The following is a 15895-nucleotide window of genomic DNA, read 5'->3' on the forward strand; positions in this document are numbered from 1 at the left end:
TGAATTAAAAGACAAATCCAAACGTGCCGGTGACCCCAAAGGGGCGTGCATCTGGATTATCCAGGTAATTTCCCCTGAAATTGAAATCCAATCTAAATATCTTAAAGATATTACCTATACCAAAAGAATATTCATAATAGATTTTTTCCGAAGGAGCCCTTAACGGAGTGTTTATCGTTGCCGGGGCACTCAATGCCTTATTTGCATCTGACAAGTCTCCCCATACACCTCTTATAGCCACAATTTCACGTAAGTTCATTTTTCTTAAAAAGGGTATTCTGGAAAAAAAGCGACCATTGAAATTATGCTGCAAATGTACCGATGCATACGTATCCGTCACAAATTCATAAAAATCCAAGTTGGGGAAAGAGCCATAATTAGAGAAAAATGTTTGGTTTCCCGGTACCACGCTTAAAAGGCCCAAAGGTACTTCACCAAACGTCTTACCCAATTCCACGGTACTCATCAACCTACCAAATCCACCCAATTGCCATGGTTGGCTATAGGAAAATTGTAATTTGCTATAATCAAAATCACTACCCAATACCCCTTTGGTTCCTTTGGTGAAATTCAACAACAATGTACTGTATGTATCATTGACATCCCTTCTTTCCACCCCATAACCTATAGTTTTCTTACCAGGCGTATATAAAAGTAAGGCATTAAAATCAAATTGCCTTATCTCCGAAGATACCCCCGTGGGCGATTCTGCATCCACATAATCCAAACTAAAATCATTGGGCAGTGCGGAACTTAAGGTCCTAAAAGTTCCACCCATGGAAACCTTAAAATTATTTAGGGGCTCTATTTCAAAATTAAGGGCGCTTAAATTAATGTTGGTCAACCTATTATTGGCCCCTACGGTCAATAAAGATGAGGAGGCTATACTTCTGCCGAGTACATCATTGGTTGCCGTTAAACTTACCCCTAGTTGCTCAATATCCCTACGGTTTCCTCCAGAAATGATAAACCTACTGTTTCTATCGACCAGAAATTTTCCGGCAAGACCGTGCTTAAATTTATGGTCTGTAAAACCATAAGCGGTGTACCCTTCTATTCGCCAAGGGTCATTTTGGCCAAAGTAGGTTCTGGCACCAATACGTACACGAGGACCCTCCGCACTGTTGTATCCAAAAAAATCGTATACAGAACCCAAATCCAAATTCCATTTATCCACTTCTACATAACCAGAGCCTAGAATACTGACAATATTGTAATACGATTTAAATTTTGGAACGGTTTTGAGGGTATCCAACAAAGTATATATCCCTTTTTCGTCCTTATTCAATGATTCTAACCTATTCTTTTCCCAAAATTCATCATCCTTAATGATTTGGTTAACGTCCAACGGATTACGGTCCTTTTTATATACCTCCCGTGGTCTTACCACGTTAAATTCATAGTTGTCGTATACCGTTGTTCGTTTGCCATACAATCCTCTGGATTCTTCTTTTTTGTTAAAACTAAAATCACTTAACATATAATCCCGTTTTAGTAGAAAAACAGAATCGTTCAATACTTCAAAATCCTGCTCAATATAAATCTCCTTTACCCAATTTATATTGGCACTCTTAGTAACCTGTAGGTTAATGTTCTTGATTGCATAGGTAGAATCGTTTACCCAAAAATCACCCTTAAAGGTCAATTCATTTTTACGCCGTGGATAATACACAATATTATAGCACCATTTATTATCTATAAATGCACTATCGCGCAAGGCATAGTTATAGGTATCTATACCGGTTCTTGACAGTGGACTGGTGAAGCTCTTGTCAAAAAACTTGAGGTAATTATCATAGACATCATACTCTTGGTACAAATCCTTAACGAAGGCTATAATGGCCTGGTTATTTTCAAACCCGGAATTCTTATTGCCCAGTACATCTTCTTTTTCCTCTTTTAACTTATTATCACCATATACCTTGGAAAATGTTTCGTTCAGGAAAATGGGCAAATAGGTTTTCCCCGTAATTCTAGAGGTATCCAAATCCTGAAAAACAAATTCCAACCCTTTGAATATTTTACTTTTAATCAATGCACTATCAATGGTATTGAGGTCAAACTCTACCTTTTCGTATTTATCAAATGTATATTGATTGAATTGCCTTACCCCGTTTTGACGTTTTTTAGCCCAAATTTTACGCAGAATATCTATGGCGGGATTATTCTTTTTGGATTGTTTTCCCGCAATTAAAACGACCTCGTTAAGCTGTTCCGCCGCTTCGCCCAATGTTATCGTCAAATCATACATAACCTTAGAGGTCAACTCTAACTCATACTCGGTATATCCTATAAATGAGACGACCAGCGTAGTGTAATCGGTTTCAGATTCCAAATAAAACCTACCATCATCATTTGTAATGGTACCTTCCGTAGAATTCTTAAAAAATACATTTGCGAAAGATACGGGCTCACCTAGCTCATCTACCACAATGCCCCCCACCTTGGTCTGGGCGCTTACCGTAAAACACAGCAAGCCTAAAATTGCAAAGAATATATCTTTCATAAATTTTCCTTGAGCTCAGCTTATTTTGGCCACAAACAACATATTAATAAAAAAAGCTTCTCCAGACTTGGTCGGAGAAGCTAAGGTACTTTACAAAACTTTATATTATTTGTATAAAACTTTTTTTATGGCGTTAACTACATCTGTAGCATTTGGTAACCATTCTTCCAATAAAACAGGGGAGTAAGGTGCTGGTGTATCCGCAGTATTTATCTTAACGATCGGGGCGTCCAAATAATCAAACGCATGTGCTTGTACATGATAGGTGATTTCAGTGGCAACATTTCCAAATGGCCAAGCTTCTTCCAAAATTACCAAACGGTTAGTTTTCTTCACAGATTTTAAAACCGCTTCGTAATCCAAAGGTTTTACGGTTCTTAAATCTATAATTTCACAGCTGATGCCATCTTTTGCCAATTCATCTGCAGCTTTATCAGCTTCCTTAATTATTTTACCAAAAGAAACTATGGTAACATCGTTTCCTTCTCGACGAACATCCGCAACTCCTAACGGAATGGTATAATCACCTTCCGGCACTTCACCTTTGTCACCATACATTTGCTCAGACTCCATAAAAATTACCGGATCATCATCCCTAATGGCCGCTTTCAACAGCCCTTTTGCATCTGCAGGATTAGATGGCACCACTACTTTTAGGCCCGGGCAGTTGGCATACCAACTTTCAAAAGCCTGGGAGTGCGTTGCCGCCAATTGACCAGCAGAAGCCGTAGGACCCCTAAATACAATAGGACAAGGAAACTGACCACCGGACATTTGCCTGATCTTAGCAGCATTGTTGATGATCTGATCAATACCTACCAATGCAAAATTAAAGGTCATAAATTCTATAATAGGTCTATTGCCCGTCATGGTTGAACCCACACCTATACCGGCAAAACCAAGTTCAGATATTGGCGTATCAATTACCCTTTTAGGGCCAAATTCATCCAACATACCTTTGGAAGCCTTGTATGCACCGTTATATTCCGCTACCTCTTCACCCATTAAATAGATAGACTCGTCCTTTCTCATTTCTTCGGACATGGCCTCGGCTATCGCTTCTCTAAATTGTAGTGTTTTCATCTATGGAAAATATTATTCTTTGTTATATGCTAGAAAGCATGCAAAAATAGCAAATATAATGTCAATTAATAGAATGCCCTATTCAAAAAAAGTTATAAAATTTACTATGCATGCATAGTAAATTAGGAATTAAATGGTTATCTTCGTGGTCATTGATTTAAAGTTTATATACATGAAAATATTAGTTTGCATAAGTAATGTTCCTGACACCACTTCGAAAATAAATTTTACGGACGGTGATACTAAATTTGACACCAATGGGGTGCAGTTCGTCATCAACCCCAATGATGAATTTGGCCTGACCAGGGCTATGTGGTTCAAGGAAAAACAAGGTGCTACGGTACATATAGCGACCGTTGGCGGACCTACTGTAGAACCTACCATGCGTAAGGCTTTGGCCATAGGCGCAGATGAGGCATTTAGGGTGAACGCAGAACCAACGGACGGCTTTTTTGTAGCCCAGCAATTGGCCGAGGTTGTCAAGAACGGAAATTACGACTTGGTAATTGGCGGAAGGGAAAGCATTGATTATAATGGCGGAATGGTACCGGGCATATTGGCCTCTTTGACCAATATGAACTTCATCAATACATGTATTAATTTAGAGGTTGATGGCAACAATGTTAGTGCAGTTAGGGAAATAGATGGCGGTAAGGAAAAATTAAGCAGTACGCTTCCTTTGGTCGTTGGAGGACAAAAAGGTTTGGTAGCGGAGAGCGATCTTCGTATTCCAAATATGCGTGGCATCATGATGGCAAGAAAGAAAAGCCTGACCGTTCTAGAACCTGTAGATGGCCTAACTACTACCGTGGACAAAAAATTTGACAAGCCGGCACCAAAAGGACAGGTTAAACTTGCTACTTCTGTAGATGAGTTGGTAGACTTGCTCCATAATGAGGCCAAAGTGATATAAAAGCCCGATTAGGGTAAATCTAAAAAATGATAACATGTCAGTATTAGTATATACAGAATCTGAAAAAGGAAAATTTAAAAAAAATGCTTTTGAAGTCGCTTCCTACGCAGCGGCAGTCGCAAAAATGATGGATACTACGGTTACCGCCGTATCCTTTAACAACTCCGAAAACGAACTACTTGCGGATTATGGCGTATCCAAAGTTATGCATATTGCCAATGAAGATCTTTCAACCTTCAATGCCAGTACTTATGCCGCAGCCTTAGGGCAAGCCGTTAAAAGTACAGATGCCAAGGTAATCATCCTTAGCTCCAGTACGGATACAAAATATTTAGCACCCTTAATGGCGGGCAATTTAACAGCTGGCTATGTACCAAATGTAGTGGCGGCACCTGAAAGCGTTTCTCCCTTGACCGTTAAAAGAACGGCGTTCAGTAACAAGGGTTTTGCCCATACACAACTTGAAACGGACGTTAAGATTATTGGTGTATCCAATAATGCCTACGGCGTCCAAGAAAATAAAACCGATATATCGGTAGAGGAATTCAGTGTTTCCACGGATGGAATATCAAATGCAACAAAGTCCGTAGAAATCGACAAGGTTGTAGGTAAGGCAACCATAGCCGATGCGGATATTGTTGTTTCTGCCGGTAGAGGACTTAAAGGACCTGAGAATTGGGGAATGGTAGAAGAACTTGCAGATGTCCTTGGCGCTGCAACCGCATGTTCCAAACCTGTATCCGACCTTGGATGGAGACCCCATGGCGAGCATGTGGGCCAAACGGGTAAGCCCGTTGCCAGCAATCTTTATATTGCCATAGGTATTTCCGGGGCAATACAGCATTTGGCCGGGGTTAGCGCCTCAAAAACAAAAGTGGTCATTAATAATGACCCTGAAGCACCTTTCTTTAAGGCCGCAGATTACGGTATAGTTGGCGATGCCTTTGAAGTCGTTCCACAATTGATTGAAAAATTAAAGGAATTTAAGGCCCAAAACGGCTAATTTTTGTTATTTTGTGCCCCTTAAAGGGCTGTTCAGGTAGTTGGAACCCCAAGTATTTTGAACAGCCTTTTTTAGTAAATAAAATATGAGTCTAGTACGTTTAAAAATAAAGGGTATTTCATACAGTCAAACTCAAAATGGTGCCTATGCACTTATTCTGAACGAGGTAGAGGGCGACCGTAAGCTTCCTATTGTCATTGGAGCTTTTGAGGCACAATCCATTGCAATTGCCTTGGAAAAAGAAATTAAGCCCCCAAGACCATTGACCCACGACTTGTTCAAGAATTTTTCCGATCGTTTTGATATCGTTATCAAACAGGTCATTATCCATAAATTGGTAGATGGCGTCTTTTATTCAAGCATTATTTGTGAAAGAGAAGGCATTGAAGAGATTATAGACGCAAGAACCAGTGATGCCATTGCCTTGGCTCTTAGGTTTCAAGCACCTATATTCACTTACAAAACCATTCTTGACAAAGCTGGTATTTTCTTGAAATTTTCATCAAAGGAAAAGGAGCAAAAAGAAAATGACGACAGCATTATGGTAGACGAAATTTTACAGGAAGGGGAGACCATTGAAATTGAATCCGGCGCATCTGACGGCTATACGGAACTTACTATAGAAGAATTGGATGCAGAGCTTAAAAAAGCGGTCAGCAATGAAGACTACGAAAAAGCCGCAAAATTAAGAGACGAAATCTCTAAACGGAACTAAACACAAATTTACAGTTTATGAAAAAGGGCAAATGGCTGCTATTTTTTGCACTAATATTCACCTCAATGACATTTGCTCAAAATAATGAAGTACTACAGACACAAGCTGATACCGTACAGAACATTTCGGCTAATGAACTTATGGAAATGACTGCCACTGAAGGTTTTTCCCTTAATAGCTTGGGCAGGGGAATTCTTGGAATGGCCGTCCTTTTATTATTGGCCTTCTTGTTCAGCTCAAATAGAAAAGCAATCAATTGGAAAACGGTGGGCATAGGTCTGGCACTGCAATTGGTCATTGCCGTTGGTGTTTTGAAAGTTCCTTTCGTACAATTGGTTTTTGAGCAAATTGGAAAAATATTTGTTAGCATTTTGGAATTTACCCGAGCAGGTAGTAAATTTTTATTTGAAGGATTAGTGGTAGACACGGGTACATTTGGCTATATCTTTGCTTTTCAAGTATTACCTACGATTATCTTTTTCTCCGCCCTGACCTCCCTACTCTTTTATTTGGGGATTATTCAAAAAGTAGTGAAGACCTTGGCATGGCTTTTATCCAAAAGTTTAGGTATATCAGGACCTGAAAGCCTTAGTGTAGCAGGAAATATATTTTTAGGTCAGACCGAAGCGCCACTCCTAATAAAAGCCTATTTGGAAAAAATGACCCGTTCGGAAATCTTATTGGTGATGATTGGAGGCATGGCAACGGTTGCAGGAGCCGTTTTAGCCGCATATATTGGCTTTTTAGGCGGCGAGGATGAGGCACTTCAACTGGTATTTGCAAAACACTTATTAGCGGCATCGGTAATGGCAGCGCCTGGTGCTATAGTTATTTCCAAGATGTTGTATCCACAAACAGAACAGGTCAATACCGATATACACGTTTCCTCAGAAAAAATAGGTTCCAATATTTTGGACGCCATTGCCAATGGTACTACAGAAGGATTACGATTGGCCGTAAACGTTGGGGCGATGTTGTTGGTGTTTGTAGCCATTATTGCCATGGTAAACGGCATATTGGAATGGACCGGAGACTTGACCAATTTTAATTCATGGATTGCCGAAAACACCTCCTATTCCAAATTTTCCTTGGAAGCTATTTTAGGAACCATATTCGCTCCTTTAATGTGGTTGATAGGTGTGGCCAACGAAGATATAATGCTTATGGGGCAACTATTGGGGATTAAACTTGTAGCAAGTGAGTTTGTCGGGTACATACAATTGGCAGAATTAAAGGACTTTGCCACACAGCCCCATTTACAATTTAACAAATCTGTAATCATGGCCACTTATATGCTTTGCGGTTTTGCCAATTTTGCATCAATTGGTATACAAATAGGGGGTATTGGTTCCTTGGCCCCTAGTCAACGTAAAACTTTATCCGAATTTGGTATGAAGGCAGTATTGGGCGGCTCTTTAGCATCCTTGCTTTCTGCAACGATTGCAGGTATGATTTTAGGATAAGCACCCTCAACCCACAAATACAATTGATTTTCAAATAGATACATCACCTTAAGCATTCATTATAAGCACTTAATCGAAGTAAAGAATTTACTTCGATATTATTTAATAACTTCCATTTCCCCTTTAAACGTAGACTTGTTAACATTCTTCAATAATTCATTTGAAGAATAAACTTTAAAGTTGGAATGAAAAACTATTTTATATTACTTGTATTGATTGCTTTCAATGCCAAAGCACAAAATATTGGAGATTTTATTTCGGTTAATCCAGCGCCTCAGAATACGGATTTCATCATTCCAGCTACACATACATTTCAAACTATCATAACTGAAGGTGATGCCTTGACTGAAGGTGGAACATTACCCAGAAATACAGATTTTACTGGATATGTACCTATAAACGGCAGTAGTGTTAACGGCTATTTAAGTATCAATGCAGAAACTAACCCAGGTGGTGTCTCCATCTTGGATATCAACTATAACCCAACTTCCAAATTATGGGCAACCACATTATCGGCACGGGTAGATTTCAGTTCGTTTGTTCGGACCATTTATAATTGCTCTGGTACCGTAACCCCATGGAATACAATTGTGAGCTGTGAAGAGCATACCTCTCAAGAGCGATTGGATAATTATCCGAATAGGGATGAGAATAATGATGGGTATGACGATTTAGGATGGGCAGTTGAAATTGATCCTGTTTCCAAAACAGTAATCAATAAACTCTGGGCACTAGGTAATTTTAAACATGAGAATTTAGTCATCCACAACAATCAAAGAACGGCGTATCAAGGTGCTGATGCCGCTGTAGGGTATCTTTACAAATTTGTTGCTGATGCTCCCCAAGATTTAAGCAGTGGACAATTATATGTCTATAAGGGCTCAAAAAATGGACCAGGAGATTGGATTCAAATTAATAATACTACAAAAGAAGAACGCAACACTACTGTTGCCCAAAGTACGGCAGTAGGAGCAACGGTATTTAACGGTATAGAAGATGTAGAAATTGGTCCAGACGGCTATATTTATTTTGCCGTAAAAAACGAGGACCAAGTATATCGTTTTCAAGATTCTGACCCCATAAATGGCACAACTGTTGTCAATATGGAAACTTTTGTTGGCAATATGACGTACAATATTACGCATGCCAACGGTACATCTTCAGTAAATTGGGGTTATGGAAATGACAATTTAGCTTTTGACAATGACGGTAATCTTTGGGTTTTACAAGATGGCGATGACAACTATATATGGGTTGTAAAAAATGGACATACCCAAGCAAATCCGCAAGTAGAAATTTTTGGCATTGTGCCTTTAGGTGCTGAACCTACGGGAATTACGTTTTCGCCAGATAATCGATTTTTATTTATGTCCGTAATGCATCCTAGTTCAAGTAACAATATTTCAACACAAACTGATGCTGCCGGAAATGAAATTAGCTTTGATAAATCTACATCCCTTGTAATTGCGTTAAATGAAAATCTGGGAAGCACAATTGAATATACTTGGTATTTAGATGCAGATGCAGACGGATACGCTGTGCCGCCAACTGTTGTAAGCACGAACTCTCCAGGCACAAGTTACACGCAAAACGTACTTCCTTTAACGGACTGTGACGATAACGACCCGAACGTATTCGAAGTTTCCACGTGGTACCTGGATGCCGATGGTGACAACTACGCAGTTGCTCCAACTGTTGAAAGCTGTAATTCACCCGGAACAGGATATACCCAAACCGTACTTCCCCTGACCGATTGTGATGACAATGACCCGAACGTGTTCGAAGTTTCCACGTGGTACCTCGATGCCGATGGCGATAATTACGCCGTTGCTCCAACTGTTGAAAGCTGTACCTCGCCCGGAACAGGATATACCCAAACCGTACTTCCCCTGACCGATTGTGACGACAATGACCCGAACGTATTCGAAGTTTCTACTTGGTACCTTGATGCCGATGGAGATAATTACGCCGTTGCTCCAACAGTGGAAAGTTGCAGCTCGCCCGGAACAGGATATACCCAAACCGTACTTCCCCTGACCGATTGTGATGACAGCGACCCCAACGTATTCGAAATTTCCACGTGGTACCTGGATGTAGATGGGGATAATTACGCTGTGGCTCCAACAGTGGAAAGCTGTAATTCACCCGGAACTGGATATACGCAAAGCGTACTTCCCCTGACCGACTGTGACGACAATGACCCCAACGTATTCGAAGTTTCCACCTGGTACCTGGATGCCGATGGTGACAACTACGCTGTGGCTCCAACTGTTGAAAGCTGTACTTCTCCCGGAACAGGATATACGCAAACCGCACTTCCCCTGACCGATTGTGACGACAATGACCCCAACGTATTCGAAGTTTCCACCTGGTACCTGGATGCAGATGGAGACAACTACGCCGTTGCTCCAACAGTGGAAAACTGCAACTCCCCAGGCACAGGATATACGCAAACCGTACTTCCCCTTACCGATTGTGACGATAATGACCCGAACGTATTCGAAGTTTCCACGTGGTACCTTGATGCCGATGGTGACAACTACGCCGTTGCTCCAACAGTTGAAAGCTGTACCTCTCCCGGAACTGGATATACGCAAAACGTACTTCCCCTGACCGATTGTGATGACAGCGACCCCAACGTATTCGAAGTTTCCACTTGGTACCTGGATGCCGATGGCGATAATTACGCCGTTGCTCCAACAGTGGAAAGCTGCAATTCACCCGGAACAGGATATACACAAACCGTACTTCCCCTGACCGATTGTGACGATACCGACCCCAACGTATTCGAAGTTTCTACTTGGTACCTTGATGCCGATGGCGATAATTACGCCGTTGCTCCAACTATTGAAAGCTGTACCTCCCCCGGAACAGGATATACGAAAAGCGTACTTCCCCTGACCGATTGTGACGATGGCGACCCGAACGTATTCGAGGTTTCCACGTGGTACCTGGATGCCGATGGTGACAACTACGCCGTTGCTCCAACTGTTGAAAGCTGTACCTCTCCCGGAACAGGATATACCCAAAGCGTACTTCCTTTAACGGACTGTGATGACAGCGACCCCAACGTATTCGAGGTTTCCACGTGGTACCTGGATGCCGATGGCGATAATTACGCCGTTGCTCCAACTGTTGAAAGCTGTACCTCTCCCGGAACAGGATATACCCAAAGCGTACTTCCTTTAACGGACTGTGATGACAGCGACCCGAACGTATTCGAAGTTTCCACGTGGTACCTGGATGCCGATGGAGATAATTACGCCGTTGCTCCAACAGTTGAAAGCTGTAACTCCCCAGGCACAGGATATACTCAAAGCGTGCTTCCCCTGACAGATTGTGATGACAACGACCCTAACGTATTCGAAGTTTCAACGTGGTACCTGGATGCCGATGGCGATAATTATGCCGTTACTCCAACTATAGAAAGCTGTACCTCGCCCGGAACAGGATATACACAAACCGTACTTCCCCTGACCGATTGTGACGATGGTGACCCGAACGTGTTCGAAGTTTCCACGTGGTACCTTGATGCCGATGGTGACAACTACGCCGTTGCTCCAACTGTTGAAAGCTGTAATTCACCCGGAACAGGATATACCCAAACCGTACTTCCCCTGACCGATTGTGATGACAATGACCCGAACGTGTTCGAAGTTTCCACTTGGTACCTCGATGCCGATGGCGATAATTACGCCGTTGCTCCAACAGTGGAAAGCTGCAATTCACCCGGAACAGGATATACACAAACCGTACTTCCCCTGACCGATTGTGACGATGGCGACCCGAACGTATTCGAAGTTTCCACGTGGTACCTGGATGCCGATGGAGATGGATATACCACTTTAGAAAGTATCGATAGTTGTAACAGTCCTGGAATAGGCTATACCCAAATCCCTTCAACATTTATTGATTGTAATGATGAAAATATAGAACTTAATCCTGAGACCATATGGCGCTTAGACATCAATGAAGATGGCGTAGCCGACAATGAAAAAATGATAACATCCTGTATAAGTCCAGGAAAAGGCTATACGTACAACACACTTATACCATATTCCATCCAAGATAATATAATTATATACCCTAATCCAACAACAGATATAGTTGATATCGACCTTGGCAAAATTATTTCTACTACCAAACTAACGTTGGTAAATTCATCCAAACAACTCGTTCTATTTAAAACTTTCAAAAATCAAAAGGTAATTTCTATAAACATCTCCACATTGGCATCTGGCATCTATTATGTAGAAATTGATGATGACAATCAAATAATAAGCACTCATAAAATCATTAAACTATAAAATCACGTTTAAACTTTAGTTAATAAATTCTAATAACCCTTTTTATAATTCCTGTCCCTTAATGGTATTTTTGCAACGGTCTTAAAACCTGATTCAGGACCATACTTAAACTATTTATCATGAAACAATACCATGACCTTTTAAAACATGTTCTCAAAGAAGGCAACCAAAAGGGTGACCGTACAGGAACCGGTACTAAGAGTGTTTTTGGCTATCAAATGCGTTTTGACCTAAGCGAAGGCTTTCCTATGGTCACCACTAAAAAATTACACTTAAAATCAATTGTCTACGAATTACTTTGGTTTTTGAACGGGGATACCAATATTAAATATTTACAGGAAAACGGTGTTAGAATCTGGAACGAATGGGCAGATGAGAATGGAGATTTAGGACCGGTATACGGACATCAATGGCGTAATTGGAATAATGATGAAATTGACCAAATCAAAGAAGTTATCCACTCTTTAAAGACCAATCCCAATAGCAGAAGAATGTTGGTTTCCGCATGGAACCCAAGTGTATTGCCGGACACCTCAAAATCCTTTTCGGAAAATGTTGCCAATGGTAAAGCTGCTCTACCGCCATGTCATGCATTTTTTCAATTTTATGTTGCAGATGGCAAATTATCCTGCCAATTGTACCAACGCAGTGCAGATATATTTTTAGGCGTACCCTTCAATATAGCATCGTATGCTTTGTTCACTATGATGATGGCACAGGTTTGCGGTTACGAAGCCGGTGACTTCATACATACTTTTGGCGATGCCCATATATACAATAACCATATGGAGCAAGTTGAACTTCAACTAAGTAGAGAGACTAGACCTTTGCCAAAAATGAAAATAAACCCTGATGTAAAAGATATATTCGGGTTTAAGTTTGAAGATTTTACATTGGTAGACTACAACCCTCACCCCCATATAAAAGGCAAGGTAGCTGTTTAGGATCAATTTCTTAATGTTTTAGGCTAAACCGAATAAACCATTTTTCTCTAACTTACCATAAAATTGTTTTCATGGTAAGTACTGATACGCTTTTAGATTTCTTTATTGAAACCAGAAAGCACACAGAGGCTATTTGTAAACCTCTTGAAATAGAAGATTATGTAGTTCAACCTATTATAGATGTTTCTCCACCTAAATGGCATTTAGGACATACCACATGGTTTTTTGAAGAATTCATCCTAAATACATATAGCAGTAATTATCAAGTTTTTGACGATGATTTCTCATTTGTATTCAACAGTTATTATGAAACGGTAGGAAAACGAGTTGTGCGCGCGGACCGTGGTAATCTATCTAGACCGTCCGTAAAAAAAGTTTTTGAATACAGGGATTATGTCACTCAGGCAATGACCAACCTGCTTGAGTACAACAACGACAAAACACTTTTAGAAGTTCTTGAAATTGGTATTCATCACGAAAAACAGCACCAAGAATTATTACTTACAGATATAAAATATATTCTAGGCAATAATCCATTACTCCCAAAATATTCAGATGTTTTTAAAGAATATACGACAGAAAATCAACCTCTACATTGGATTTCTATAAACGAAGGTATATATGAAATTGGTCACAACTCTAATGACTTTTGTTTTGACAATGAATTGGGCAGGCATAAAGTTTATTTACACGATTATTCTATTTCAAATAGATTAGTGACCAATGCAGAATATCTAGAATTTATTAAAGCAGACGGTTATAAGCGTTTTGATTTGTGGCACGCTCAAGGATGGGATTGGGTGCAACAAAATAATGTTGTATCACCTTTATATTGGCATCAAGTTGATGACGAATGGTATAACTACACGTTAAATGGACTTACAGAAATTGCACTAGACGCTCCCGTAACACATATATCATATTACGAAGCATTTGCATATGCAAAATACAGAAATTGCCGTTTACCTACTGAATTTGAATGGGAATCCGCACAACATCAATTTAAATGGGGACAGCGCTGGGAATGGACGGAAAGTGCATATTTACCCTACCCCAACTATAAAAAGCCAGATGGTGCTTTAGGGGAATACAATGGTAAATTTATGGTCAACCAAAAAGTATTGCGCGGAAGCTCTGTTGCAACCCCAGTTAACCATTCTAGACCAACGTACCGAAACTTTTTTCAGACCGACTTAAGGTGGCAATATACCGGTATAAGGCTGGCCAAATAATTACGACAAAAAAGATATGCACAAACAATTAGCCATCTCCCTAGACACCCCTTTTAAACAAGAAGTATTTGAAGGCTTAACCTCATACCCAAAGTTTTTATCCTCCAAGTATATTTATGACAAAGCTGGTGACAAGCTCTTTCAAGATATTATGAATATGCCGGAATATTATTTGACCAATACGGAATATGCCATAATAGAGCAACATAAGATTCAACTAGCCCACATGTTCAGTCGTGGCAACCAACCATTTCATTTAATAGAAATGGGAGCCGGTGACGGTAAAAAAACTAAAATTCTATTGCGCCATTTTACTGAACAAAATTTAGATTTCACATTTAGACCCATAGATATCAGTCAAAATGCATTAGATCAACTTCAGATAAATTTAAAAAGAGAAATTCCACGATTAAGGACAGAACCTTTGCAAGGTAATTATTTTGAAACGTTACGTAAATTGAATTTTAATACGGAAGAACGAAAGGTTATTTTGTTTTTAGGCTCTAACATTGGAAATCTTTGCCATGAAGAAGCAATAGATTTTTTATCACAAATTCAAGAATATATGCAGCCAGAAGATTTGTTGTTCATTGGGTTTGATCAGAAGAAAAATCCTGAAACAATCCTGAATGCCTACAATGACGAGACCGGAATAACCGCTAAATTTAATAAAAACCTGCTCGTAAGAATTAATAAAGAACTGGATGCCAATTTTAATATAGATTGTTTTAAACATTGGGAAGTTTACGATCCGGAAACTGGAACGGCAAAAAGCTATTTGGTAGCAAAATCTCCCCAAAAAGTATTTATACAAGCCTTAGACCTACATATTTCATTTAAGGCTTGGGAAACCATACATACAGAGATTTCCCAAAAATATGATGATAGAACTGTTCAATGGTTAGCGGAACAATCCAATTTAACCGTTATAGATGAGTATAGCGACCCTAAACAATTTTACAAAAATTATCTCTTTAAAAAATCCTATTAAATACCATAAATGTAATTTGGAACAAAACCTTAATAGCGGAAAGAAATACTACCATAGTTATAACGAACATTCATTATTTTTCCATACTTGTATAAAAAACAATATTTCATAAAAAGTGACAGTATATGCCATTCCCTTATAAGTTAACGAGAAAACAATAACTGATGCGACATGGTATTATCCAAAAACGCGCAAATTACCCAAAGTCATAAAAACATAATTGCTTTTTGGCGCAGATTGACAAAAATCCTAAAAAAACAGCAACAAAAAAAGGCATAGCGTACACCATGCCTTTCATAAAACTATTTTTTTCTTTTTATAGTTCCAATACTGCATTTTCAGACCCAGCGTAATCATTCCATTGGTAACGATCAGCTTCAGTTTCATTGATATAATTTCCGTCTACCAAGTATTTAAACTCAAAAGAATTTTCTTTTGGAAGATCAAAAGTTCCTTTAAATGTACCGTTTTTCAATTTTTTTAAAGTGCTAGCTTTTGGACTCCAATTATTAAAGTCTCCTACTACAGCTACACTTTTTGCCTCTTCTGCAGGTACGGTAAACGTCACTTTACATACCGGCTTGGATTTTAGATATTTCTTTGCAATTGCCATGATATTAATTTTAGAATTTAGGACAAAACTACTATAATAAAACACTCATTACCAATACGTAAGACCATTTTTATGAATATGATAAAAATTAAAGTCTTTTTAACCCTCCAATAGAATTTTATCCT

At 39.5% G+C, this 15895-nt stretch carries 11 protein-coding genes; 8 read left to right on the top strand and 3 right to left on the bottom strand.

Annotation, left to right across the window (positions count from 1 at the left end):
- Positions 1–4 precede the first annotated feature (4 nt).
- Positions 5–2506, bottom strand: coding sequence for a DUF5686 family protein (locus tag Q2T41_RS05320; RefSeq protein ID WP_304435225.1), 2502 nt, complete (start codon positions 2504–2506; stop codon positions 5–7).
- Positions 2507–2611: 105 nt separating this feature from the next.
- On the bottom strand, positions 2612–3589 hold the full coding sequence (locus Q2T41_RS05325; RefSeq protein WP_304435226.1) for a pyruvate dehydrogenase complex E1 component subunit beta: 978 nt from the start codon (positions 3587–3589) through the stop codon (positions 2612–2614).
- Between the two features lie 172 nt (positions 3590–3761).
- Between Q2T41_RS05325 and Q2T41_RS05330 the strand changes: the two genes are divergently transcribed.
- The 8 genes from Q2T41_RS05330 to Q2T41_RS05365 all read left to right on the top strand — a co-directional run bounded on the left by Q2T41_RS05330 (position 3762) and on the right by Q2T41_RS05365 (position 15157).
- Positions 3762–4502 (top strand): electron transfer flavoprotein subunit beta/FixA family protein, encoded by a 741-nt coding sequence (locus Q2T41_RS05330; protein ID WP_304435227.1) that lies wholly within the window; start codon positions 3762–3764, stop codon positions 4500–4502.
- Positions 4503–4536: 34 nt separating this feature from the next.
- Positions 4537–5505 (top strand): electron transfer flavoprotein subunit alpha/FixB family protein, encoded by a 969-nt coding sequence (locus Q2T41_RS05335; protein ID WP_304435228.1) that lies wholly within the window; start codon positions 4537–4539, stop codon positions 5503–5505.
- 85 nt (positions 5506–5590) lie between these two features.
- Complete coding sequence (locus tag Q2T41_RS05340; protein WP_089262471.1) at positions 5591–6220, top strand: bifunctional nuclease family protein; 630 nt, start codon at positions 5591–5593, stop codon at positions 6218–6220.
- 140 nt (positions 6221–6360) lie between these two features.
- The gene (locus tag Q2T41_RS05345) at positions 6361–7683 is read left to right on the top strand and encodes a NupC/NupG family nucleoside CNT transporter (protein WP_379921008.1); all 1323 of its coding nucleotides are present in this window, start codon (positions 6361–6363) and stop codon (positions 7681–7683) included.
- A gap of 185 nt (positions 7684–7868) precedes the next feature.
- Positions 7869–11990: an alkaline phosphatase PhoX gene (locus Q2T41_RS05350; RefSeq protein ID WP_304435230.1), complete on the top strand. Its 4122-nt coding sequence runs from the start codon at positions 7869–7871 to the stop codon at positions 11988–11990.
- Between the two features lie 119 nt (positions 11991–12109).
- A complete protein-coding gene (locus Q2T41_RS05355) occupies positions 12110–12934 on the top strand; it encodes a thymidylate synthase (protein ID WP_304435231.1) in 825 nt (274 codons plus the stop codon).
- A 71-nt stretch (positions 12935–13005) separates the two neighbouring features.
- A complete protein-coding gene (egtB, locus tag Q2T41_RS05360; RefSeq protein ID WP_304435232.1) occupies positions 13006–14166 on the top strand; it encodes an ergothioneine biosynthesis protein EgtB in 1161 nt (386 codons plus the stop codon).
- A 16-nt stretch (positions 14167–14182) separates the two neighbouring features.
- Positions 14183–15157, top strand: coding sequence for an L-histidine N(alpha)-methyltransferase (locus Q2T41_RS05365; protein ID WP_304435233.1), 975 nt, complete (start codon positions 14183–14185; stop codon positions 15155–15157).
- Between the two features lie 316 nt (positions 15158–15473).
- Here the strand turns inward: Q2T41_RS05365 and Q2T41_RS05370 are convergent, their stop codons facing one another.
- The gene (locus Q2T41_RS05370; protein WP_089263326.1) at positions 15474–15770 is read right to left on the bottom strand and encodes an isoamylase early set domain-containing protein; all 297 of its coding nucleotides are present in this window, start codon (positions 15768–15770) and stop codon (positions 15474–15476) included.
- Positions 15771–15895 lie beyond the last annotated feature (125 nt).

This window comes from Maribacter confluentis, assembly GCF_030505015.1.
GTDB classification, from domain to species: Bacteria; Bacteroidota; Bacteroidia; order Flavobacteriales; family Flavobacteriaceae; genus Maribacter; species Maribacter sedimenticola.